Below are 23809 nucleotides of genomic sequence, written 5' to 3'. Positions count from 1 at the left end.
CAGATGAGCCAGGCGGCACAGAACCTCAACTGGTTGATAACCAACTTCGTGGACAACACCCCGGGTGTGTCCCACACCGTCGTCGTGTCTGCCGACGGACTCCTTCTGGCCATGTCGGAAGGGTTCCCACGCGACCGCGCCGACCAGCTCGCGGCCGTGGCCTCCGGGCTCACCTCGCTGACGGCCGGGGCATCCCGGATCTTCGAGGGCGGCGACGTGGCACAGACGGTCGTGGAGATGGAACGGGGATTCCTCTTCCTCATGTCCGTCTCGGACGGCTCGTCCCTGGCCGTGCTCGCGCACCCCGAGTGCGACATCGGCCTCGTCGGCTACGAGATGGCACTGCTCGTCGACCGTGCGGGGGCGGTCCTCACACCGGACCTGCGCGCCGAACTCCAGGGCAGTCTGCTTCACTGACCGGCCCCGGCACCACCCGTCTCACCAAATCACCGTCCGGCCGCCACAATCCCCCCACCGGCCCTGTCAGACGGCTAGCCCGACCGACTTGCTGTCCCGCCCGGAGGATTCATGACCCCGCCCACCGCCTCTCATGATCCGTACGCCGAGCCGTACGGGGACGAGGGCGACCAGCCGCTGGTACGTCCTTATGCGATGACCGGCGGCCGGACCCGGCCGCGCTACCAGCTCGCCATCGAGGCGCTGATCAGCACCACGGCCGACCCGGCAGCGCTGATGGGACTGCTCCCTGAGCACCAGCGCATCTGCCACCTGTGCCGCGAGGTCAAGTCGGTCGCGGAGGTGTCGGCACTCCTCGCCATGCCCCTCGGTGTGGCCAGGATCCTCGTCGCGGACCTCGCCGAGGCCGGACTGGTGGCCATCCACCAGCCGGGCGGCGACGAGAACAACGGCGGCGCACCGGACGTGACGCTGCTCGAAAGGGTGCTCAGTGGACTTCGCAAGCTCTGACGGAGGGCGGGCGACCACCTCCGCGAAGATCGTGGTGGCGGGTGGCTTCGGCGTCGGCAAGACCACGTTCGTGGGTGCCGTCTCGGAGATCAACCCGCTGCGCACGGAGGCCGTCATGACGTCCGCGTCCGCGGGCATCGACGACCTCACCCACACCGGGGACAAGACCACCACCACGGTGGCCATGGACTTCGGACGCATCACCCTGGACCAGGACCTGATCCTGTACCTCTTCGGTACGCCGGGCCAGGACCGCTTCTGGTTCATGTGGGACGACCTGGTGCGCGGCGCGATCGGCGCCGTCGTCCTGGTCGACACCCGTCGTCTCGCGGACTGCTTCCCCGCGGTCGACTACTTCGAGAACAGCGGGCTGCCCTTCGTCATCGCCCTCAACGGCTTCGACGGGCACCAGCCGTACAACCCGGAGGAGGTGCGCGAGGCTCTGCAGATCGGTCCGGACGCACCGATCATCACGACGGACGCCCGGCACCGCTCGGACGCGAAGAGTGCGCTGATCACGCTGGTCGAGCACGCGCTGATGGCCCGGCTGCGGTAGCTCTCGGCGGGCCTCTGCATGCAGTTCTCAAGTCGGCAGCGCCATACGGCAGTTGTCGTAGACGCCCCGGAGCCGGCTGTGGCCTTTGACACGGTCGGCCCCGGTGTTCATAACGTTTCGGCAGAGGAATCGGGTGGTACCGCAACGCGTCGCGGTCATCCGGTGCCACTGCGCTAACAAAGCCCCGTCTTTTGGCGGGGCTCGCTCTTTATGACCGTTTTATCTGGGGCTTACATCACTCGGAATCCGCGGTTCCGACTGTTTGGAATCGCGCATGCTGACGTGCTGGAATGCCTGAACTGCCCAATAGTCAACGACGTACTGATAGGCAGAGGTCGTTGACGGGCTTGAGACACTGCGGCACGACGATAGGTGCCGACCGCCGGAAGGTTGTTGGTCGAGTGAGGCGAAGCAAGAACGGTCCCGAGCCGTCGGCACGGGGCAACTTCACCCCGCCGCCGCGCGGAGCGGCGCCCGCCCCTGTGCCAGGCTCGGAGCCCACGGCGCCACCCGCTCCGAGCGGCGGCCGTTTCTCCCCCCGCAACTGGCGGGTGCCGACCAGGCTGAACGCGATTCTGCTCATACCCGTGGTGGTCGGCCTCGTCATGGGCGGCTTCCAGGTGAAGAGCTCGATCGACACCTGGCAGAACGCCGAGGACGCGGAGAAGACCGCCCGCCTGGTGCAGGCGGCCCTGACCTACAGCAACGCGATCACCAACGAGCGTGACACGACCGCCGCACCGCTGCTGCTGGGCAAGGGCGTGAAGGACCCGACGGTCGTCGCCGCCCGCAAGGCCACGGACGACGCCGCGGACACCTTCGACAAGGCCGCGCAGAACATGCCGGACCAGTCGGGCCTGGAACGCCGGCTCAGCCGCTTCCGCAAGGTCGAACCGCAGCTGACGTCCATCCGGGCCGCCGCGTACACCACCAAGTACACGGGCGTGCAGACCGAAGAGGCGTACGTCAACCTGGAGCACCCGCTCCTGGAGTTCTCGAACGAACTGGGCCTCGGCACCGGCAACATCACCAGCTACGGCCGCTCGGTCTACGCCATCGCACTCGCCAAGGGCGCGCTCTCCCTGGAGCGTTCCATCGGCATGCACCTGTTGGTGAAGCCGGGCCCCGGCCAGGGCAGCCTGGCCACCCAGCGCACCGCCATCACCTCGTACGCGTACCTGGAGGGCATCGCCATCCAGGAGTACCAGGCCGGTGGTACCGACGCGGACATCGCGAAGCTGAACACGGCCATGGCGAAGGTCAAGACCGACGGCGCGGCCATGGTCAAGCAGGCCGCCGCGCAGGCGAAGGCCGCCAACGAGACGTATGTGCCGCCGCCGGCGAACCCGATCGACATGATCACGGCGATGTCCCAGTTGCAGACCACGGACGCCTCGGCGCGCGCGGCTCTCGCGGAGAAGGGCATCACCGCGCAGAACTGGTGGGCGGGCACGACCCTCAAGTACGAGGCATACCGCAAGATCGAGGAGGACAAGGCCGACACCGCGGTGAGCGAGGCGTCGGACATCGCCGACAACGCCAAGCGCGACGCCATCATCACCGGTGCCGCCGTCGTCGTCGCCCTGCTCCTCGCCTTCATCCTGGCCGGTGCCGTCGCCCGGCAGATGAGCCGCGCGATGCGCCAGCTGCGCAACGCGGCCTTCGGCATCGCCGAGCAGCGCCTGCCGATGCTGGTCGACCAGCTCTCGCGCACCGACCCCGGCCGGGTGGACACCAGGATCTCGCCGATCCCGATCACCACGACCGACGAGATCGGCGAAGTCGCCAGGGCCTTCGACCAGGTCCACCGCGAGGCCGTACGACTGGCCGCCGAGCAGGCGCTCCTGCGGGGCAACATCAACGCGATCTTCACCAACCTGTCGCGCCGCAACCAGTCGCTGATCGAGGGCCAGCTGACCCTCATCACCGACCTGGAGAACAACGAGGCCGACCCGGACCAGCTGGAGAACCTCTTCCGCCTGGACCACCTCGCGACCCGTATGCGCCGCAACGGCGAGAACCTCCTGGTCCTCGCCGGCGAGGAGCCCGGCCGCCGCTGGGACCAGCCGGTCCCGCTGGTCGACGTGCTGCGCGCCGCCTCCTCCGAGGTGGAGCAGTACGAGCGCATCGAGCTGTCGGGCGTCCCGGAGGCCGAGATCCACGGCCGCGCCGTGACCGACCTCGTGCACCTGCTCGCCGAGCTGCTGGAGAACGCGACGACGTTCTCCTCCCCGCAGACCAAGGTTCGCGTGACGGCCACCCGTCTCCCCGACGGCCGGGTCATGATCGAGATCCACGACAAGGGCATCGGCCTCACCGCCGAGGACTTCGCGGACATCAACCACAAGCTGGCCAACCCGCCGACCGTCGACGTCGCGATCTCCCAGCGCATGGGCCTGTTCGTGGTCGGCCGACTCTCCGACCGGCACGGCATCCGCGTCCAGCTCCGCCCCTCCGGCGAGCAGGCCGGCACGACCTCGCTGGTCATGCTGCCGGACGCGATCACGCACGGTGGCGGTGGCGAATCGCAGCTCCAGCGCGACGAGTTCACCGTCTCGCAGATCATGCCGGAGCAGCCGCAGCAGCAGTTCCAGGGCGAGGACTTCAACCACGCCCCGCTGCGCACGGCCGCCGAGCTGGGCTTCGACGACACCCGCTACTCCGAGGTGCCGGACGACATCCGCGAGCTGGACCCGGTGGGCCGCTCGCTGATGCGCGAGGAGCGCCGCGCGGCCCTGGAGTCCCAGAAGCCGGGCCAGGAGCTCGAAGCGGGCGAGTACGCGGAGTTCAACGAGTTCGACGCCCCGCAGCAGCCCTACGGCAACGGCCAGCAGGGCTACCAGGACCAGCCGACCGGCTTCACCGGCCAGCCTGCGTACGAGGAGCAGCAGCAGACGTCGTACGACGAGCCGCGCCAGCCCTCGTACGACGAGCAGTACTTCCCGCCGAACGGCGGGGCACCGCAGGCCGACTCCTTCCCGCCGAACGGCGGTTACCCGGAACCTGGTTACGCCGAGCCGGCGCGGGAGGAGCACGCGTCACCGCACCCCACGGGGTCGGAGACGTATGCGGGCTTCGAAGAGCCGTCCTACCAGGACGACTGGCCGCAGCAGGACGGTTACCGCAACGGGTACCCGGACCAGTACGCTCCGGAAGCGGAGTCCACGCAGGCCGCTGACGTGAGTGAGCGGGACCACGTAGGCTTCGAGCGTCCGGGCCCGGCCCCCTCCGCCGTCCACGCGCTGACCGACGCCGGACTGCCGCGCCGCGGTTCTGCGGCCGCGAACGGTTCGAACGGTTCGCAGCCCGCGCCCTCGGCGCCGGAGAGCAAGGTCGACGTCTTCGGTACGGCGAACGGTGGCACCGGTGCCGTGGACTGGCGGTCGGCGAACGACGAGCGCTGGCAGCAGGCGTCGGCGCTGAAGAAGCCGAAGGCGGGCGGGGTCACCTCCTCCGGCCTGCCGCGGCGGGTACCCAAGGCCAACCTGGTCGAGGGCACCGCCGAGAGCACCCCCCAGGGCGGCCCCCAGGTCTCCCGCGCTCCCGAGGACATCCGGGGCAGGCTGAGCAACCTGCGCCGCGGGGTCCAGCGGGGACGCAGCGAAGGCAGTGAAACGAACGGTCAGGGCTTCGGCTCTGACAGCACCTACAACCAGGAGCGTTAGTGTGAGCCCGATGAGCCAGGCGGCGCAGAACCTGAACTGGTTGATCACCAACTTCGTGGACAACACCCCGGGGGTGTCCCACACCGTGGTGGTCTCCGCCGACGGACTCCTTCTGGCGATGTCCGAAGGGTTCCCGCGTGACCGTGCCGACCAGTTGGCGGCCGTAGCGTCGGGTCTTACCTCACTGACCGCCGGTGCCTCGCGCATCTTCGAGGGCGGCAGCGTGAACCAGACGGTTGTGGAGATGGAGCGGGGATTCCTCTTCATCATGTCCGTATCCGATGGTTCCTCGCTCGCGGTTCTCGCGCACCCCGAGGCGGACATCGGCCTCATTGGGTACGAGATGGCCCTTCTGGTGGACCGTGCAGGTACGGTCCTGACCCCGGACCTTCGAGCAGAGCTCCAGGGGAGCCTTCTCAACTAACAGACGGACGGTGCGTTTTGGCGTCCTGAGGCCATAAGGTTTCGGGACGCGGCTCCACATTGATGGGTGCCCGGCACAGTCGGAGGAGGAGAAAGTGGCAACACCCCCAGGCGGTTCGTCTTCGGGCAACTGGTCGTACGGCCCCGGCCAGGGGCAGGGCGACGGTTCCCAGAACCGGTACAACTTCCCCTCCTCGCCGTCCCCGCGCCGCCCGCAGTACCCCCAGGGCCCGCAGGGTCCGGGTCCGTCGCCGTACGACCAGCCGGCGGCGCCGCGCATCCAGCCCGTGCAGCCGCATCGACGCTCACCCGAGGCGGCGCCCGCCGGGTCGTCGAGCAACCCCTTGGTGCGTCCGTACGCCATGACCGGTGGCCGGACCCGCCCCCGCTACCAGCTCGCCATCGAGGCGCTGGTGCACACCACCGCGCAGCCGCACCAGATGCAGGGCCAGTTGCCCGAGCATCAGCGGATCTGCAACCTCTGCCGGGAGATCAAGTCGGTGGCCGAGATCTCGGCCCTCCTGACGATCCCTCTCGGTGTGGCCAGGATCCTCGTCGCCGACTTGGCGGAGGCGGGCCTGGTCGCCATCCATCAACCCGGCGGCGACGAGAACGCCGGCGGCCAGCCAGATGTGACACTGCTCGAAAGGGTGCTCAGTGGACTTCGCAAGCTCTAGCGGAGGGCCTTCCCGCTCCACCACCTCGGCGAAGATCGTGGTGGCGGGTGGCTTCGGCGTGGGCAAGACCACGTTCGTCGGGGCCGTCTCGGAGATCAACCCGCTGCGTACCGAGGCTGTGATGACGTCCGCGTCCGCGGGCATCGACGACCTCACCCACACCGGAGACAAGACGACCACGACGGTCGCGATGGACTTCGGCCGTATCACCCTGGACCAGGACCTGATCCTGTACCTCTTCGGTACGCCGGGCCAGGACCGCTTCTGGTTCATGTGGGACGACCTGGTGCGCGGCGCGATCGGCGCGATCGTGCTCGTGGACACCCGTCGTCTCGCCGACTGCTTCCCCGCGGTCGACTACTTCGAGAACTCGGGTCTCCCCTTCGTCATCGCCCTCAACGGCTTCGACGGCCAGCAGCCGTACAACCCGGACGAGGTCCGCGAGGCCCTGCAGATCGGCCCGGACACCCCGATCATCACGACGGACGCCCGCCACCGCGCGGACGCCAAGTCGGCGCTGATCACGCTGGTCGAGCACGCGCTGATGGCGCGCCTGCGGTAACCAACTCGCTTGTGTTGAGGGGCCCTTTCCTTCGGGAGAGGGCCCCTTTGTCGTAGCCCGCTGCCACAATGAACGCTCTTGAATCCGGCAAGGGGGACGGGATGAGCGCGGAGGCGGCGGCACTGCGTCTGGGGACGACCGTGGTGAAGGCGGCGGCGCAGACGTGGTTGGGCGGCAAGCGGCGGGAGCAGGAGCGCCGGCTGCCGATGGACGATCTCGTACGGCTGCGGGTGTCGGGCCTGCGCCAACAGCGCAGCGTCCAGCGCCAGTTCGAGGAGATGGCCGACACGGTGGCCGCGCGCATCGAGCCGTTCCTGGCCCAGGAGTTCCGCGGCCTGGACGAGAGCGGCCGGGAAGCGGCGCTCAAGGGCGTGTGCGACACCTTCGCGCACGCCGACCTGTCCGACGAGGCGGTCCTGGCGGCCGACGCGCAACCGGCCGAACTGATCCGCAGCATCAGGGCATCGGTGAGCGCACCGGTAGGCCTGAACGAACCCGAGACGCGCCTCTACGACCTCCTCTTCAGCGAGTGCTGCGAGTACTACGTCAGCATCGTGCGAACCCTCCCGGTCTTCGAGGAGCGGACCCTGGCCGAACTCCTGGCCCGCACCAGCTCGTTGAGCGACCGGGTCGCCCGCGTCCTCGAACGCCTCCCCGACCGCTCCCTGTTCGCCCCGGACGGCACCGACCAGGACCAGGAATTCCACCGGTGGTACATGGAGCTGGTCAGCAACACCCTCGACGAGGTGGAGCTGTTCCGCCGTACGTCCGACCGCGCGGCCGCGCAGGTACGGCTGTCCGTGGCCTACGTCAGCCTGCGCGCCACCGGGGACGACGGCACCCGCCGCCGCACGGCCCGCGCGCTGCCGCTCAGGCCGGATCTGAGCGGCTGGGAGGAGTCCGGGACGGAGAGTTCCGGGATGCGGGTGGAGTCGGCGCTCGGCGGGGCGTCCAGGGTGCTCCTGCGGGGCGAGGCGGGCTCCGGCAAGACCACGCTGCTGCGCTGGCTGGCCATCACGGCGGCCCGGGGCGCCTTCACCGCCGAACTCGCCGACTGGAACGGCCTCACACCCGTCTTCGTCAAGCTCCGCGAGTACAGCGGTCGTTCGCTCCCCAAGAAGCCCGAGGAGCTGCTGGACGGAGTCGCCGGGAACATCACCGGCATCATGCCCAGGGGCTGGGTGGAACGCCAACTCCGGGACAACAAGGTCCTGTTGCTGGTCGACGGAGTGGACGAACTCCTCGGCTCGGAGCGGCGGTTGGTGCGTGACTGGCTGCGCAAGCTACTTGGGGCCTACGGCGGCATACGCGTGGTCGTGACCTCGCGCCCGACCGCCGCCGGAGCGGACTGGCTGCGCCGGGAGGACTTCACCGCGCTCCACCTGGACCGGATGACACCCCCGGACCTGGCCGCGTTCGTACGGCAGTGGCACGAGGCCGTCCGCGAACTGGGCGACGAACTCCCCTGCGGCGTCGACGAGTTGCCGCGCTACGAACAGTCCCTGCTCAACAGCCTCAAGGACCGCGCCCACCTCCAGTCCCTGGCGGGCACCCCGCTGCTGGCCGCGATGCTGTGCGCGATGCACCTGAATCGGGGCAGCCAACTCCCCCGGGACCGCATGGAGTTGTACCGCAACGCCCTGCACACCCTCGTCCACGACCGCGACGCCGACCGGAACGTACCGAGCGCGCAGGACAGCAAGCTCAGCCTCGGCGACAAGCTGGTCGTGCTGCGGGATCTGGCGTGGCGCCTGTCGGACAACAACCGCAGCGAGATCGCCCTGGACCAGGCTGCTGTCCATGTCGCCGCCAAGCTAACGGCGATGCGGCACCTGGAGGTACAGGACGGCCACGGGGTCCTGGAGCAGCTGCGGGACCGCTCGGGCATCCTCCGCTCCCCCGTCGAGGGCCGCCTCGACTTCGTCCACCGGACCTTCCAGGAGTACCTGGCCGCGGAGGAGGCCACGGAGGAGGACCGGATCGGCAACCTGGTCGGGCGGGCCCACCTGGACCTGTGGCGCGAGACGATCATCATGGCTGCGGGGCATGCCAACTCCCGTCAGCGGCAGGAGTTGTTGGACGGGATTCTCGACCGGGCTGAGGCGGAGCCCCGGTATGCGCGGGGGCTGCGATTGCTCGCGGCTTCTTGTCAGGAGACGTTGCCGACGGTTTCGGATGGGTTGGCAGGGCGGCTGGACGTGGCGGTGGCGGCGCTGCTTCCGGCTCGTCGAGAATCGGACCCGCCAGCTCTGGCGGCTGTGGGGACGAGCTTGCTGCGGCGACTGCCGCGTTCGCTGGGCGAGTTGGCGGAGAAGGCCGCAGTCCAGACGGTGCGGACCCTGGCGATGATCGGCGGGGAGGAGGCGTTGGCGTTGATGGTGCGGTATGCGGAGGACCGGCGCGACCACGTCATGAGCGCAATCATCGCGGCCTGGGCGTACTTCGAGGCGGACGCTTACGCCGAGCAGGTACTGGCCGGACTGCCGCTGGAGGGACGCCTCGTGAGTCTCACGCACTCACAGCAGTGGCGCGCGGCGACTCGGTTGGAGTCCGTCACAGTGCTGACGATCCATTACCCGCTGCCGGCACTGGCTGCTGTGGAGCAACTCTCGCCCCTAAAGGATCTGGCGGTCTACAACCTCTGTGGCCCCGGAGACCTTTCAGTGCTGACGGCTCACCCACAGCTGCAGCATCTCTCGGTCTTCGGGCGAGGAAAACTGCACGGGCTCGCATCCTTGGAGAATTTGGGGAACCTCTACTCCCTGGGGCTCGACTACTGGGACACGGGCGATCTCGACAGTCTGCGTCTTGGGCCGTTGACGTCCTTGTTGAGCCTCTACGAGCTGAGCGGGACCAGCGAACTGACCGTTCTGACAAACCTCCCCGGTGTCAACCACCTTCTTCTGTCGACCGCCAACACATGCACGCCACGTGGCCTGAACCGTGTCTTCGCCATGCCTCGGCTCCACGGCCTCCGTCTCAGCGGCATGCACTTGCCAGAGTGGCTGACAGCGCGTGCCCCCCTTCCTGCCGAACTGAACATGCTCTCGCTGTCTGACTGTGTCGTGCCTGGGGACCCCCGTGCCTATCGTGACCTCGGTTCCCTCGACTCGCTGCTCTTCATCGCCTGCCAGTCTCCCGACGGCGCCCCCATCACCGCCCTCGAGCTCCCAGTCAAGGACCTCACAATCCGCTGATCCGCGAACGCCAACGGCCCCACCCTCCCGAAGAAGAGTGGGGCCGCCGTAAACGCGCTAAAAGGCTCAGTGCCAGCTATGCGGCGCCCGAAACCCACCCTCGCGCTCCAGCCGACGCCAGCCGGCCTTCGGCAGCGGACGGTGAGCCGGGGCTTCCGCAGGCGCGGCCGCCGCGCGGGCCAGGAGGATGGCCGTGATGGCGGCGACTTCCTCGGGCTCGGCGTGGCCCTTCTCGACACGAATGTCAGGGGTGCTCATAGGTTCAGTCTCCGTGGCTGAGGTTTCCGCACGGGTAGCGCGGAGGGTCCGCTGGGTTACTGCGGGGGGTTGCCGTGCTTGCGCGAGGGCAGGTCGGCGTGCTTGGTGTGCAGCATCGCGAGCGACTTGATGAGTACTTCGCGGGTCTCGGCAGGGTCGATGACGTCGTCGACGAGTCCGCGCTCAGCCGCGTAGTACGGGTGCATCAGCTCGGACTTGTACTCCTTGACCATGCGCGTGCGCATCGCCTCGGGGTCCTCGGCGTCGGCGATCTGACGGCGGAAGATGACGTTGGCGGCACCTTCGGCGCCCATCACGGCGATCTCGTTGGTGGGCCAGGCGTAGGTGAGGTCGGCGCCGATGGACTGGCTGTCCATGACGATGTAGGCACCTCCGTACGCCTTGCGCAGGATGAGCGAAATCCTCGGCACGGTGGCGTTGCAGTACGCGTAGAGCAGCTTCGCTCCGTGCCGGATGATTCCGCCGTGCTCCTGGTCGACGCCGGGAAGGAATCCCGGAACGTCCAGGAACGTAACGATCGGAATGTTAAAAGCGTCACACATCTGGACAAAGCGCGCAGCTTTTTCGCTGGCCTCGATGTCCAGGACGCCCGCGAGGGTCTGCGGCTGGTTGGCGACGATGCCGACGACCTGGCCGTCGAGGCGGGCCAGCGCGCAGATGATGTTGCGGGCCCAGCGCTCGTGGACTTCCAGGTAGTCGCCGTCGTCGACGATTTCCTCGATGACCTTGGTCATGTCGTACGGCCGGTTGCCGTCGGCCGGGACCAGGTCCAGCAGGATCTCCGAGCGGCGCTCGGCCTCGTCGCTCGACTCGGCGCGGGGCGGGTTCTCGCGGTTGTTCTGCGGGAGCATCGACAGGAGGTAGCGCACCTCGGCGAGGCAGGTCTCCTCGTCGTCGTAGGCGAAGTGACAGACGCCGGAGGTCTCGGCGTGGACGTCGGCGCCGCCGAGGCCGTTCTGGCTGATCTCCTCGCCGGTGACCGCCTTGACGACGTCGGGGCCGGTGATGAACATCTGGGAGGTCTCGCGGACCATGAAGACGAAGTCGGTGAGGGCGGGGCTGTAGGCCGCGCCGCCGGCGCACGGGCCCAGCATCACGGAGATCTGCGGGATGACCCCGGAGGCCTTGGTGTTGCGCTGGAAGATGCCGCCGTAGCCGGCGAGGGCGGAGACGCCCTCCTGGATACGGGCACCCGCACCGTCGTTGAGGGAGACCAGGGGCGCGCCGGCCGCGATGGCCATGTCCATGATCTTGTGGATCTTCGTGGCGTGGGCCTCGCCCAGCGCGCCGCCGAAGATCCGGAAGTCGTGCGCGTAGACGAAGACCGTGCGGCCCTCGACCGTGCCCCAGCCGGTGATGACACCGTCCGTGTACGGCTTCTTCGCCTCCAGGCCGAAGCCGACCGCGCGATGCCGGCGCAACTGCTCGACCTCACGGAAGGACCCGGGGTCGAGGAGCAGGTCGATGCGCTCCCGGCCGGTCAGCTTCCCCTTGGCGTGCTGCGCCTCGGTCGCCTTCTCGCTCGGGCCGGCCAGTGCCCGCGCACGGATCTCGTGCAGCTCGGCCACTCGCCCGCGCGCGTCCGTCGGCTCACCCGGCGCCTCATCCAAAACGGTCATGTACCGACCCTACGAAGGGGACCAAGGAAAGGGCGCCGTCGACTCTGCACAGTCTCCGGACCGTTTTCCTGGTGCCACTGAACAGAACCTCACCGGCATGCAGCCGTTCCGACTGCTCACGGGGCATGCTGGTTGTAGGGGTTACACAAACCCGACAGCTGAGAGCCACCTCACATTCATGTGCGGCGGATGCCATCTCCGGAGTGATTCCCGGGGTGGTTCTCGCGTTGCCGGGACCGCCGGGAGAGCGTACTCGTAGTAGTTGGTACAACACCCTGCGGATGATGTTGAAAATTGAATGGAATAGGTCTACGGTCCTTCGTGTTGGCATCGTTGAACATTCAACAGATTCATCCCCGCACCACTCCCGTCCCCTTTAGGAGCACGTCATGGGCATCTTCGGCCGCAAGAGCGACGAGACCGACACCACCTCGGCACCCGCCGCCGTCAACCCCGACCTGGCCGCGCTGACCGGCGAGTACACCATCGACCCGGCGCACACCACGCTCGGCTTCACCGCCCGCCACGCGATGGTCACCAACGTCAAGGGCAAGTTCCTCGACTTCAACGGCACGCTGCACCTGGACGGCAGTGACCCGGCCAAGTCCACCGCGTCCCTCGACGTCAAGATGGACAGCATCGACACCGGCTCCCCGGACCGCGACGGTCACCTCAAGAGCGCGGACTTCTTCAAGACGGAGGAGTTCCCCACGATGACCTTCCGCTCCACCTCGGCCGAGGCCCTCGGCGGCGACGACTACCGCATCACCGGCGACCTGGAGATCCTCGGCAACACCAAGCCGATCACCATCGACCTGGAGTTCAACGGCGCCGCGAAGGACCCGTTCGGCAACGAGCGTGTCGGGTTCGAGGGCAAGGCCGAGATCCTGCGCTCCGAGTTCGGCCTCACCTGGAACGCGTCGTTGGAGACCGGTGGCGTCCTCGTCTCCGACAAGATCAAGCTGAACTTCGACATCTCGGCGATCAAGAGCGCCTGAGGCCCAGCCACACCGCCAGATCCTCGATCTCGGCGTCCACGGCATCGGCGATGCTCCGGGTGAACTCCACGTCCTGATGGACGGCGTTCACCAGGAGCACGCCGGCCTTGCGGTCGGCGGTGGCGTCGAGCTTCCCGACGAGCCGGTCACCGTAGAGAATCGGCAGTGCGAAGTACCCCCAGCGGCGTTTCTCGGCCGGCTTGTACATCTCCAACTGGTAGTCGTAGCCGAAGAGTTCGGCGGTGCGCTTCCGGTCGTGAATCAGCCGGTCGAACGGTGAGAGCAGTGCGGCCCGCCCGCTGAACGGCCGCTCCAGGTACGCCGGATCGACCCGCCACTCCCCCTTCACCCCTTCCACGACGGCCGGTTCACCAGCCTCGCCGACGACTGCGGGTTCGACCGGGAGGGCGGTGCCGGTGGCCCGGGCGATCCCGAGGGCACGCAGCCGCCGTTCGTTCCGCAGGCGGCGCGCTTCGTCGAGCGGCACGGCGGGCTCGTCCGGGTAGACGCGTGCGGCCAGGTCCCACAGTCGCTCCCGCCCCGCCCGCCCCGCGATGGCGACCTCACCCCTCAACACCATCAGCTCCAGCAGCTGACTGACGTTGCGGTTGTGCGTCCACCCCGACGACTTCCACGGCACCGCGCACGTGTCGGGCAACTCCCTTGAGGTGAGCGGCCCTTGACCGCCGAGCCGTTCCAGGATGTCCCGCCTGCACGCGTCGTTGGCGGCGACCCACTCGCGGTAGTGCTTCGACTCCCTTTCCCATACGGCCATGTCGGCGCGGTACAGCGCCAGGTCCTCGCTCGGGCGGATCATCGCGCGCAGTTCGAGGAGGGTCCGCTCCTTGAGCGCGGTGGCCAGCTCGTCCGGTGCGTACGACGAGCCGAGGCGGCTCCAGGCGACCAGGTCGGCGTTGGGGGCGATCGCGGCGATCGGATCGATCTGGAGCAGGGTCAACTGGCGTACGACGGCGTGGAGTTCCGCGGGGCGGGGAGCGTCGAGGAGTTGGGCCTGGACGGCGATGCGGCGGGCTTGGGGGCGGGTGAGTTCATGCATGGGGGCTCCACTCGACGCGTGCGGTGAGGTGGTGTGCCCGTCGTTGCGACCACTCGGGGTCGGTGGCCCGTTCGTACTCCTTGCGCAGGCCGGCCGGAATCAGGCGCAGGTGTGGGTCGGGCAAGGGTTTGCCGTTGGCCGCGGCCCACGCGGAGATCTCTTCGAAGTCGGGGGCCGGTGAACCCATGATCGCGTACACCGGGAGGGGGTCTTCGGCGAGTACGGAGCGGGGCAGGGAGAGGCCGAAGCGGTCCTCGAAGACGGCCAGGCCGAGGCGTTTGCGGTCGGCGTAGTCGTCGATGCCGATGCCGATGCCGGGATCAAGGTAGGTCTGCCCGTCCGGGCGCAGGATCCCGGCGGCCACGAGGTCGGGCAGGAGCAGATCGGGTTCGTCCCCGTAACGGTTGTTCTCCTCGCAGAGCCCGAATCCGCAGAGGGTGCGGCCGTCGCGCGCGTACAGGACGATGGTGGGCGGGTGCTCCGAGTTGTAGTGGTAATGGACGGCTTCTACGCCGTCCCGTGATACCTCCCCCAGCCGGTCGAGGTAGGGGCCGTATGTGATGGCGAACGCCCAGCCCGCGTCCTCGCCGACGCGGATCACGGCGCTGCCCGGCCCGCGATCGGGGTAGGCGTCGACGTCGAGATCAGCCATCTCGGCGTCGGTCATCGGTTCCGCCCTCGCCCCGAGGGATGCGCCCAGGCGGAGCGCGAGTTCCTCGACGCCGATGCCGCGGGCGAAGTGGACGTCCAGCATCCACCCAGAGCTCGACGTAGCACCCACCAGCCACTGAATGCCGTCGCCCACGTGCCGTCCCTTTCCGCAACGAACAGACGCCCTGCCTGTGTCTGTTGACCCTAGGACGCCCCACTGACATCCCGGTCGTCCGTCGGCCTGCCCTGGTTCCTGGCATCGGCCCCGGGCGAGCGGAGTTTCACTCACCCCAGTACAGACGCTCCAGGTCCACCAGTACAACCTCTCCCCGGTCCCCCGCGGCTCGCAGTTCATCTGTGAATCCGGCGCCGCTGTAGCAGGCGAAACGGATGGTCGCCGTCTCGGCTCCGCGAGCGGAAAGCAACGCGGCAGCATGACGCAATCGTTCAAGGTGCCCCATACCCATGACCTGATCCCACTTGGCCTCGCCAAGGGAGAGCAATACACCGTTGTCCTGGCCGACCGCGCCTCGTACGACCACGTCGATCTCGTGGGCGGTCCGCTCCGCCTGGTCCGGAACAGTCCCGTACGAGACGTCGATCGGCATGCCGCCGAAGGTCTCGGGAGCGGCAAAGTGGGCGACCCACTCACGGCAGATCTGCTCGAAGTGGGGTCCTACGACGGCGGAGAGGAACCTGGGCTGGGAACTCGCCCAGACCTGGTCCGCCAATCCCCTGTCCAGCAAGGGGAGTTTGGGCCGGGAGATGGCATGGTCGAAGGCGATCAGCGGTTCGCCGACGCGGTAGACACTCCGGTTTCGGCGGAAGGCGTCAGTCTCCTTTCGGACAAGTCCGCAGTCCTGAAGGACCGTGAGCGGATGGGTGATGTCGCTGGTCGGCCGCTCCAAGCAACTGGCGATCCGGCCAGCCGTGGCGTTGCCGGAGGCGAGGGCCGCGAGTACGGAGTGGTACAGGGCCCGGTCCCGGAGGTCGGATTCGTCGGCCAGGAGGTACCGGGCCTCGCGGTAGAGCGGGGAGCGGGGCGAGAGCGCGGTACGGCACACCCAGGCGTCGAAGTCGTCCAGGCCGGCCGGGACGTCGTCACGTACGAACTCCCTTCGGTAGGCGGGAGTTCCGCCCACGACGCTGTGCACGAGCAGCGCGAGTCGGGGGTCTTCTCCGATGCCCCAGAACGCCGCCGCCTGCCTGAAGTCCAGTGGCTGCACGACGAGTTCGAGACCGGCGCGGCCTCGCAGGGGTGAAGTGCCACTGAGCAGCTTGCCCATGAAGGACAGGGAGCTGCCGCAGAGGAGGAGGCGGGTGCGGGAATCCAGCCGTTCGGGGCGGCGAGGCCCGTAGGCGACCTGCACGATGGAGGGAAGCGAGGGCGTGGCCCTGGCCAGGTACGGGAACTCGTCGATGACCACGGGGACCGGTCGGTCCTTGCCCAGGGCGAGCAGTGCGTCGACGGCCTGCTCCCAGCGGTCGAAGCGCATGGGGGCGATGCTGCCGGTGTACTGGCCGAGTTCCTCGCCGAAGCGGCGCAGCGACTCCGCCTCCGTCGCCTCGTACGCACAGAAGTAGAACCCTCCGGCGGCCCGGGCGAGGGAGTCGAGCAGGAAGGACTTGCCTTGCCGGCGCCGCCCCGACACCACGGCCATGGTGGCCTCCGGCCCCTCGTCGGCCGCGAAGGCGGTAAGTTCGCTCCATTCCCAGTCTCGGGCGAACATGTCGGAAGGTTTACGCAGGTGGGCATGTGCGCGAGCCATGGCCGCCTCCAAGGGTCAATTAGGGAAGCATACTTCCCGGAAGTACGCTTCCCTTAACGAAGACCGCTGCGTCAGGGCACGGCCTGGATGGCGGCATATCCGCTTTTCCTGTTTCCACCCACGCCTCGGACGCATAGACCAAGATGTGGTCGAAGGCTGCCCGGGGAATGGACGAAGCTGGTGGGCGACGGGGACTATTTCGACTTCAGCCACGGCGTCTTCCACGGTCCCGTAACTGGGGTGGCAGGGCCGCCGGGCACAACCGCGCCTCCACCATCCACTCTGCAGGCACCGCCGGCCTTCTTCACCGGACGAGACTCCGAAGTCGAGGAACTCCTCGGCATCCTCGCTCCGCGGGACGAACCCGGCGCTGAGGTCACGAACGCCTGCGCGCTGTCCGGGCTGGGAGGGACGGGCAAGACCGCTCTCGCCCTGCACACCGCGCACATCGCGCGGGCACGAGACTGGTTTCCGGGTGGCACGCTCTTCGCCGACCTGCACGGGTATGACGACACTCCAATGTCGGCGGATCGCACGGTCACCCTGTTGCTGGAGATGCTCGGCCTGCGGAACACGGAACTCCCTCAGTCACCCGAGGCTCAGTACGCTCGGTACCGCTCCGAACTGGCCGACCGCCCCCGGACGTTGATCGTCCTGGACAACGTCTCCGACCCGAGGCAGTTCTGGCCGCTGCTCCCCGGAGAGGGCACGGACCACCGAGTCCTGATCACGTCGCGGGACGTCCAGGATTCCCTCCCAGTGCAGCAACTAACTGTCGCCACGCTCAGCCCTCAGGCCGCGCAGAACTTCATCGACCGCTCGCTGCGTCGGCAGGACCCCGATGACCACCGAGTCGCCGACGAGCCGGATGCCGTACGGGAATTGGCCGAACTCTGTGGACAGCTCCCCTTGGCGCTCTCGATCGGGGCGGCCCTTCTGCGGCGGCGTCGGCAGCGACCGATCGCCACACTCACGGCCGAACTACGGGACGCTGTTGACCGCTTGCGGGCCCTGAGCACGAGCGGGGTGGATCAGTACGGCAAGGACATGTCCCTACGCCCCATGTTCGACGTGATGTACGAGCGTCTGGAACCACGACTAGCGCGGGTATTCCGGCTGTTCGCCCAAGCGCCCACTGATGTGGTGGGGCTCGGCGGGGCGCTTGCCCTCTGCGAACTACCCCAGCAGGAACTGGAGTCGGCTCTGGACGACCTCGTCGCCTGTTCTCTGCTCGTCCCGGCGAGGCCGTTCCACAGTCACGGACGTTGGCAGATGCACGACTTGGTGCGGCTGTACGCCCGAAGCGTCGTCGAAAGCGATTCCTCACTCGAGTTGGAGGTAACCCGTGCTCGCATGATGCTAACCGTCTACTACTGGCAGACATTGCAGTCCGCATTGGCTCTGATCTGGGGATCACCTCTCGATGATGTCCCGGACGTGTTCGTGGGTGATCGCTCACTGGCCCTGGCATGGTGTACCGACGAACGCGCGGCTCTGCTCGCCGTAACCCTGTGGGTGTTCAGCGACGATGAAGACCAATTCACTTGTGCCGAGGTCCTGGCCAAGGCGTTCACCGACTATTTAAAGCACCTCCGCCACCGCCGCGCATACCAGGACCTGGAGACCGTGGCCCGTGCTGTGCTGACGGCCGCCAACCGGCGTCAGCGTCGCTCGACCGAGGGAGCGGCCTGGGCCTGGCTCAGCCACGCCCTCGACGGTTTGCGCAGGTTCGACGAGGCACTCGACTGCCACGACCACGCGGAGAGAATCGGCGAAGAACTGGGCGACCTGGGAGCGCTGGCGAATGTTCTCGCCAATCGAGGAACAACTCTTTGGCAGTTGGGACGGTACGAAGAGGGAATCGACGCCCAGACTCGTGCGATACACGCTTTCGATGATCTTGGTCGACTCAGGTCGGCGGCCCAGTGCAGACTGAATGTGGCTCAGCTACTGACCCTCGTCAGACGTCACTCCGAAGCACACGACCACCTGATCCAGTGTCTGCCGTACTTTACGAGGACAGGGGACCGAGTGTCAGAAGCCACCACTCGCCGCTGGCTCGGCACCCTTCTCGGGAAGCTCGGACGCTTCGAGGAGGGCGCCAGGGCCCACACCCATGCCCTCGGCCTCTGCGCCGAGTTGGGCGACTGGCACGGTCGAGCAGCGGGATGGGGCAATCTGGGCGGGTTGTGGGCCGACATGGGTCGTTATGAAGACGCAGCGCAGGCCCACATCCGCGCCCGTGACTGGTTCGCCGCACTCGACGACCACCATCAGGAAGCTATCGCCTGGAGCAATCTCAGTGGCGTGCTCACCCACCTGGGCCGCCAGGACGACGCTCTCCATGCCGCGCGTGCTGCATGCGATCTGCTTGAGGTATCCGGTGACTTGACCAAGCTCATCTCTCAGCTGAACAGGGTTGGCGAGATACACCAATCGTTCAATCGCCACCTGGAAGCGCGGGCCGCGCTCACCGCTGCGGCAGCCATAGCAAAGCGTGCGGGCCTGCTCCGCAAGGGCACAGAAGCCTGACGGAAATGGCGCCCCACATCGACTTCACCAGCCGAACTCGCACCACACCACCTTCCCCGGCGCCCGTTCCCCCACCCCCCACTTGTCCGCGAGGACGGAGACCAGCATCAGGCCGCGGCCGTCCTCCGCGTGGAGATCCCGGTACGGGGTCCTGACCTTGCGGAGTTCGCCGGTGCCGCTGTCGTGGATCTCGATGCGGAGGACTCCGTCGAGGTGGATGCGGAGACGGAGGGCGAGGCCCCGGCCCGGTGGTACGCCGTGCAGGATCGCATTGGTCGTCAACTCGCTTACGCAGAGCAGGACATCGTCGGTCCGGTCGGTGATCTCCCAGTCCGCGAGGGTGTTCCGGGTGAACGCACGGGCCAGCGCGACTGATCTGCGGTCGCGTCGGTAGAACGCCTCGCGGGTGTGGCCTTGTTGGAGTTGTTCGTTCATGGGGCCACTGTCACAGGCAGTCACTATCGTGGGTCAGTGAGTGAGGTCGTATTTGTTTTCTCTACGACCTCACTACGACGACTTCGGGTGTGCGCGGGGGAAAGGGACACGCATGCAATCGGCGAAGAGGCCCAAGAAGGTCGGTACTTGGCAGGCGGTCGGCGGGCTCGTCGCCCACTTCCGGAAGAAAGCGGGGCTGACGCAGGAGCAGTTCGCGGCCGTGGCGAAGGTCCACATCGACACCCTCAGGTCCATCGAGCAGGGACGGCTTGCGCTGCAGGACGACCGGGCCATTCAGTTCGACGAACTCCTGGGCACGGGTGGGGTGTTGTTCGCGCTGGTCGAGAAGTTGCCCGTGCGGGAGCGAATGCCGGCGTTCGCACAGGGGCTCGCCGACATCGAGGAGACTGCCGTCAGCATCCTGTCCTACGAGACGCAGATGATTCCCGGCCTGCTACAGACGGAGGACTACTGCCGTGCGTCCTTCGCGAGCCGCTTCCCGCGTTTCGAGGATGAGACGGAGGAGCAATGGGTGTCCTCGCGGATGGAGCGGCAGAAGATCTGGCAGCGCAAGCAACCGCCGTTCGGCCACTTCATCTTCGAGGAGTCGATCCTGCGCACGGCTCTCGGCGGACCGGATGTGATGCGTGAGCAGATCCGCAAAGTGCGCGAGGCCTGCGACCTCATTCACGTCGGCGTCCAGATCATGCCCATGGGCCGTGTACCGCACGCCGGTCTCGCGGGGCCCATGCTGATTCTGGAGACACCCACCCACGAGCACGCGGTCTACCTGGAGGTACAGCGCGCGAGCTTCCTGGTGGACGATCCCCATGAGGTCAGCGTCTACCAACTGAAGTATGGAATGCTGCGGTCACAGGCCCTCTCGCCGGAAGAGAGTGCGTGCGTCCTGGAAAGACTGCTAGGAGAGTCATGAACACCGCAGCACGGCAGCAGTTGGCGTGGTTCAAGTCCAGCTACAGCGGCAGCGAGGGCGGCAACTGCATCGAAGTCGCTTACGCCTGGCGGAAGTCCAGCTACAGCAGCAATGAAGGCGGCAACTGCATCGAGGTCGCCGCCCACCCCGCCGCCATTCACGTCCGTGACTCCAAGGTCCCCGCCGGTGGCATCCTCACTGTCTCGCCCGGCACTTGGGCCGAGTTCCTCGGTCAGGTCACGCGTCCCTCATCCTGAACGCCGCTCCCCCGGCCACCAACAACCCCACCGCGTACGCCGCCAGCACCCCCAACCCCGGCCACGGAGCTATCGCCAGCCTCTCCAGGTTCTTTGTCGCCTGGATGGAGAGGGCCGCCGGCATGGGGGTCCAGCGTTGCAGACGGTGTTGCCAGGTCGGGGAGTTGACCAGGTGGGACAGGAGCGGGACGACGTAGAGGATGCCCAGGCCCAGTGTGATCGCGCCCGCCGTGTCGCGGAGCAGGGTCGCCAGGGACAGGCCCAGGAGCGTCACCAGGACGAGGATGAGGATCGAGCCCACTGCCGCTCGGAACGTCGCGCCGTCCGTCGGGGGCGGGACGATCAGATGGGCCAGGCCCAGGGCGGACAGCACCCCTAGTGCTCCCGCCACCGCCGTCAGCAGTGACAGTGTCGCCGCCTTCGACGCCAGTACCCGCCAGCGCCCCGGCATCGCCGTGAGCGTCGTGCGGATCGTGCCTGTGGCGTACTCCGCGCCTATCGACAGCGCGCCAAGGACCAGGCAGATCGCCTGGCTCAACTGGACTCCGGTAAAGGCCAGCTTGGCCATGTCCTCGTGGCATGCCGCCGGTGACGGGCAGATGTGGGTGGTGACCGACGAGGCCGCCGCCGCGCCGACCGCGGCCGTCAGGGCGACCGTTGCCGCCAGGAGCCACCAAGTGCTGGGCAGGGTACGGAGTTTGGTCCACTCGGCGTGGAGAGAGCCCAGCCACCTCACGCGTCCCGCCTCCTTACCGTCCAGGCCGCCAGCAGCAGGGCCGCTGCCGCGTAGGCCGCGAGGACTGCCAGGCCGTTGAACGGGGACAGGGGGTAACAGCCGCTTTCCGGAAGGCAGTTGTGCTCGACCTGGGGGTAGTACGTGAGGCCCTGCTGAATCGCGAAGGCCGCCGCCGGCGTTGCCCGCAGCAGCCACTGCGCGACGGGAAGCGGGAGGGCGAAGGACAGGATCTGCGGGAGGATCACCAGGACCACCACCGTGGCGATCGCGCCGGCGCTGTTGCGCAGGACCACTCCGAGGGACAGGGCCAGGATCGCCACCAGTGAGAGCAGGACCGCGCTGCCGACGACCGCCCTCAGCGCCGGGTTCTCCAGGAGGGACAGGTCGGGGAACTCGGGGGGCTTGAAGCCGTTGGAGCGCAGTGTCTTCTGGGCGAGGGTGAAGCCGATGGCCGTGGACAGCAGGCCTGTTGTGAAGGTGATCAGCGCGATCACCGTCGCCTTCGCCGCCAGCACCTTCAGTCGGGACGGGGTCGCCGTGAACGTCGTACGGATCAGGCCTCGTTTGTACTCGGTCGTCACGAAGAGCGTGCCCAGGGCGACCATGAACAGGAGGCCGACGAAGACTCCCTGGAAGCTCATCTGGACCATGTCGGGGCTGTTCTCGTCGGGGGCGATGTCTCCTTGGCCGGTGAGGGTGTAGGTACCGGCGGGGGAAACTGCCGTCTTACCAGGTTGGCCAATCGGGCCGTTGGGGGCAGGAGCGCCTACGTCCGTGGCCGACCAGCCGCTGTCGGTCGAACTGCCCTGGAGGCTGAGATGGTCGAAGGTGCCGGTGGCCTGGCCGCTGCCCGCCACCTCGCTCGTGCCGCCGAAGGAACGGTGCACGACTTCGTGGACGGGGGCCGCCAAGAACAGCCCCACCTGGACCGTCGCGGGCAGCCCGTCGAGCCGTACCTCCCCAAGCCGGGTCCATTTCTGACCGTCTACCGACCCATAGCCGGTTAGTCTGTCACCCAGCCTTTTCAGGCGGAGCCACTGCGGGGCCTTCGCCAGGTCGCTGCTCGGGCCCGCCTTGTCGTGGGTGAAGTTCCACTGCATGCGGACTCCGTGGCCGGGGGTCGCCATCACGGCCGCGTACGGCGCCCCCTGCTTCAGGCTCGACTTGACGATGATCCCGGCCTTCGTCCAGGGCCCCAGCCCCTTGCCGGACGCGTCCTTCAGGCCGGTGACCCGAGCCGTGACCGTCCCATCGCCGGTCAGTGCGCGGTGGGTGAAGCGGAAGGAGTCGTTGACGACCTCGCCGCCCGGGCCGAGGACGATCGTCGGGCCGCCCCCGACGCTGGAACCGCTCGCGCCCAACTGGCAGACCACGACGGTGACCACGGCCGCCACCGCCAGCACCAGCAGCCAGGCCCGCACCGTCCAGAACTTCGTCCACTCCGCGCGCAGCAGGCGGCCGAAGCCGGCGCGGGCCGGATGCAGCGCCGAGCGGTACGGGGGGAGCGGGGGGACCGGGACCGTCCTCGGGGGTGTCGTCGTCATCGCGACGTCACCTCGCCCTCGTCCGTGGCGGCCGAGGTGAACTCGACCGCGTCCCTGGTGAGTTCCATGTACGCCTCCTCCAACGTCGCCCGGTGCGCGCCCACTTCGGCGAACGGGACCTTGGACTCGGCGAGCAGTTCCACGATCCGTTCGGCGGGCAAGCCGGTGACCGTGAGGGTGTCGCGGTCGTTGACGGCCACCGTCCCGCCCTCCCGGGCCAGCAGTTCCATCGCTTCCGTACGACTGCTCGTGCGCAGCCGCACCCGGTCGCCGGAGGCCGCCGCGAGGAGGTCGGCCACGGCCGTGTCGGCGATCAGACGGCCCCGCCCGATCACGACCAAGTGGTCGGCGGTGTCCTCCAGTTCGCTCATCAGATGGCTGGAGACGAGGATCGCCCGCCCCTCGGCGGCGAGATGCCGCAGCAGGGTCCGGATCCACTGAATCCCTTCGGGATCAAGGCCGTTGACCGGCTCGTCGAGGAGAAGGACCGGGGGATCGCCGAGCAACGCGACGGCTATGCCCAGCCGTTGACGCATCCCGAGGGAGTAGCCCCCGGCCCTCCGCCGGGACGCCTCCTCCATCCCGACCTGTTCGAGCACCTCGTCCACGCGCCGCATGGAGAGACCGTGGGAGTGGGCGAGCCAGCGGAGGTGGTCGCGGCCCCGGCGGCTGGGGTGCAGGGCGGCGGCGTCCAGCAGGGCGCCGACCTCCAACAGCGGGGTGCGCAGGGCGTGATAGGGGCGGCCGCCGATCAGCGCCTGTCCCGCGTCGGGGGCGTCCAGCCCCAGCACGGTGCGCATGGTGGTGGACTTCCCCGCGCCGTTGGGGCCGACGAACCCGGTCACCGTGCCGGGCTCGACCGTGAACGACAGCCCGTCGACCGCGAGCGTCCGCCCGAACCGCTTGCGCAGGTCCCGGACTTCGATGGTTGCGTGACTCATGTTGAGGGAGGCTAGGGGCGGCGAGCACCCCACGTCGTCACGCGGCAGAG

The 23809-nt window shown here is 68.0% G+C and carries 21 protein-coding genes; 12 read left to right on the top strand and 9 right to left on the bottom strand.

Annotated features, from left to right (window positions below; all coding sequences use genetic code 11):
* Nucleotides 1–3: 3 nt before the first annotated feature.
* From ACGFY9_RS30180 to ACGFY9_RS30145, 8 genes are all read left to right on the top strand, one after another.
* A complete protein-coding gene (locus ACGFY9_RS30180; RefSeq protein WP_005479910.1) occupies nt 4–417 on the top strand; it encodes a roadblock/LC7 domain-containing protein in 414 nt (137 codons plus the stop codon).
* 111 nt (nt 418–528) lie between these two features.
* Entirely contained in the window at nt 529–927 is a 399-nt protein-coding gene (locus ACGFY9_RS30175) for a DUF742 domain-containing protein (protein WP_019058642.1), read from the top strand.
* Nucleotides 908–1483, top strand: coding sequence for an ATP/GTP-binding protein (locus ACGFY9_RS30170; protein ID WP_006375318.1), 576 nt, complete (start codon nt 908–910; stop codon nt 1481–1483). Before ACGFY9_RS30175 ends, ACGFY9_RS30170 begins: the two co-directional genes overlap by 20 nt.
* Before the next feature lie 401 nt (nt 1484–1884).
* On the top strand, nt 1885–5148 hold the full coding sequence (locus ACGFY9_RS30165; protein ID WP_393759356.1) for a nitrate- and nitrite sensing domain-containing protein: 3264 nt from the start codon (nt 1885–1887) through the stop codon (nt 5146–5148).
* Nucleotides 5149–5158: 10 nt separating this feature from the next.
* Nucleotides 5159–5572 carry a roadblock/LC7 domain-containing protein gene (locus ACGFY9_RS30160; RefSeq protein WP_005479603.1) on the top strand — a complete coding sequence of 138 codons (414 nt, stop codon included), beginning with the start codon at nt 5159–5161 and terminating at the stop codon, nt 5570–5572.
* Between the two features lie 94 nt (nt 5573–5666).
* Nucleotides 5667–6248 (top strand): DUF742 domain-containing protein, encoded by a 582-nt coding sequence (locus tag ACGFY9_RS30155; protein ID WP_393759354.1) that lies wholly within the window; start codon nt 5667–5669, stop codon nt 6246–6248.
* A complete protein-coding gene (locus ACGFY9_RS30150; protein ID WP_009314218.1) occupies nt 6229–6810 on the top strand; it encodes an ATP/GTP-binding protein in 582 nt (193 codons plus the stop codon). Before ACGFY9_RS30155 ends, ACGFY9_RS30150 begins: the two co-directional genes overlap by 20 nt.
* Before the next feature lie 68 nt (nt 6811–6878).
* Entirely contained in the window at nt 6879–10007 is a 3129-nt protein-coding gene (locus ACGFY9_RS30145) for an NACHT domain-containing protein (RefSeq protein ID WP_393759352.1), read from the top strand.
* 66 nt (nt 10008–10073) lie between these two features.
* On the opposite strand, the gene ACGFY9_RS30140 is transcribed toward ACGFY9_RS30145, so the two are convergent.
* Both ACGFY9_RS30140 and ACGFY9_RS30135 read right to left on the bottom strand, forming a co-directional pair.
* Nucleotides 10074–10265: an acyl-CoA carboxylase subunit epsilon gene (locus tag ACGFY9_RS30140; protein ID WP_078652542.1), complete on the bottom strand. Its 192-nt coding sequence runs from the start codon at nt 10263–10265 to the stop codon at nt 10074–10076.
* Nucleotides 10266–10321: 56 nt separating this feature from the next.
* Nucleotides 10322–11905 carry an acyl-CoA carboxylase subunit beta gene (locus ACGFY9_RS30135; RefSeq protein WP_033282700.1) on the bottom strand — a complete coding sequence of 528 codons (1584 nt, stop codon included), beginning with the start codon at nt 11903–11905 and terminating at the stop codon, nt 10322–10324.
* A 389-nt stretch (nt 11906–12294) separates the two neighbouring features.
* Between ACGFY9_RS30135 and ACGFY9_RS30130 the strand changes: the two genes are divergently transcribed.
* Nucleotides 12295–12903 (top strand): YceI family protein, encoded by a 609-nt coding sequence (locus tag ACGFY9_RS30130; RefSeq protein ID WP_393759350.1) that lies wholly within the window; start codon nt 12295–12297, stop codon nt 12901–12903.
* Here the strand turns inward: ACGFY9_RS30130 and ACGFY9_RS30125 are convergent.
* The 3 genes from ACGFY9_RS30125 to ACGFY9_RS30115 all read right to left on the bottom strand — a co-directional run bounded on the left by ACGFY9_RS30125 (nt 12890) and on the right by ACGFY9_RS30115 (nt 16341).
* On the bottom strand, nt 12890–13960 hold the full coding sequence (locus ACGFY9_RS30125; RefSeq protein WP_393759348.1) for a DNA glycosylase AlkZ-like family protein: 1071 nt from the start codon (nt 13958–13960) through the stop codon (nt 12890–12892). The two genes, ACGFY9_RS30130 and ACGFY9_RS30125, sit on opposite strands and share 14 nt — an antisense overlap.
* Nucleotides 13953–14765 carry a DUF6461 domain-containing protein gene (locus ACGFY9_RS30120; protein ID WP_393759346.1) on the bottom strand — a complete coding sequence of 271 codons (813 nt, stop codon included), beginning with the start codon at nt 14763–14765 and terminating at the stop codon, nt 13953–13955. The genes ACGFY9_RS30125 and ACGFY9_RS30120 overlap by 8 nt, the downstream gene beginning before the upstream one ends.
* Before the next feature lie 127 nt (nt 14766–14892).
* A complete protein-coding gene (locus ACGFY9_RS30115; protein ID WP_393759344.1) occupies nt 14893–16341 on the bottom strand; it encodes an ATP-binding protein in 1449 nt (482 codons plus the stop codon).
* Nucleotides 16342–16560: 219 nt separating this feature from the next.
* On the opposite strand from ACGFY9_RS30115, the gene ACGFY9_RS30110 reads away from it, so the two are divergent.
* On the top strand, nt 16561–18912 hold the full coding sequence (locus ACGFY9_RS30110) for a tetratricopeptide repeat protein (RefSeq protein WP_393759342.1): 2352 nt from the start codon (nt 16561–16563) through the stop codon (nt 18910–18912).
* 24 nt (nt 18913–18936) lie between these two features.
* On the opposite strand, the gene ACGFY9_RS30105 is transcribed toward ACGFY9_RS30110, so the two are convergent.
* On the bottom strand, nt 18937–19347 hold the full coding sequence (locus tag ACGFY9_RS30105; RefSeq protein WP_393759340.1) for an ATP-binding protein: 411 nt from the start codon (nt 19345–19347) through the stop codon (nt 18937–18939).
* 112 nt (nt 19348–19459) lie between these two features.
* Here ACGFY9_RS30105 and ACGFY9_RS30100 point away from each other — a divergent pair, with 112 nt between their 5' ends.
* Together ACGFY9_RS30100 and ACGFY9_RS30095 are read left to right on the top strand one after the other, a co-directional pair.
* Nucleotides 19460–20281, top strand: a complete 822-nt coding sequence (locus tag ACGFY9_RS30100) for a Scr1 family TA system antitoxin-like transcriptional regulator (protein WP_393759338.1) — start codon at nt 19460–19462, stop codon at nt 20279–20281.
* Nucleotides 20278–20538, top strand: coding sequence for a DUF397 domain-containing protein (locus tag ACGFY9_RS30095; RefSeq protein WP_393759336.1), 261 nt, complete (start codon nt 20278–20280; stop codon nt 20536–20538). The genes ACGFY9_RS30100 and ACGFY9_RS30095 overlap by 4 nt, the downstream gene beginning before the upstream one ends.
* Here ACGFY9_RS30095 and ACGFY9_RS30090 read toward each other — a convergent pair.
* Genes ACGFY9_RS30090 through ACGFY9_RS30080 form a run of 3 tightly spaced genes read right to left on the bottom strand, consistent with a single transcriptional unit; the run spans nt 20519 to nt 23759 of the window.
* Nucleotides 20519–21274: an ABC transporter permease subunit gene (locus ACGFY9_RS30090; RefSeq protein WP_393759334.1), complete on the bottom strand. Its 756-nt coding sequence runs from the start codon at nt 21272–21274 to the stop codon at nt 20519–20521. The two genes, ACGFY9_RS30095 and ACGFY9_RS30090, sit on opposite strands and share 20 nt — an antisense overlap.
* Nucleotides 21271–22818, bottom strand: a complete 1548-nt coding sequence (locus ACGFY9_RS30085) for a hypothetical protein (RefSeq protein WP_393759332.1) — start codon at nt 22816–22818, stop codon at nt 21271–21273. Before ACGFY9_RS30085 ends, ACGFY9_RS30090 begins: the two co-directional genes overlap by 4 nt.
* The gene (locus ACGFY9_RS30080) at nt 22815–23759 is read right to left on the bottom strand and encodes an ABC transporter ATP-binding protein (protein ID WP_393759331.1); all 945 of its coding nucleotides are present in this window, start codon (nt 23757–23759) and stop codon (nt 22815–22817) included. The genes ACGFY9_RS30085 and ACGFY9_RS30080 overlap by 4 nt, the downstream gene beginning before the upstream one ends.
* Nucleotides 23760–23809 lie beyond the last annotated feature (50 nt).

Origin of the sequence: Streptomyces sp. NPDC048504 (genome assembly GCF_043200035.1) — a bacterium.
GTDB lineage: Bacteria > Actinomycetota > Actinomycetes > Streptomycetales > Streptomycetaceae > Streptomyces.
This window is presented reverse-complemented; position numbering and strand designations above follow the sequence as displayed.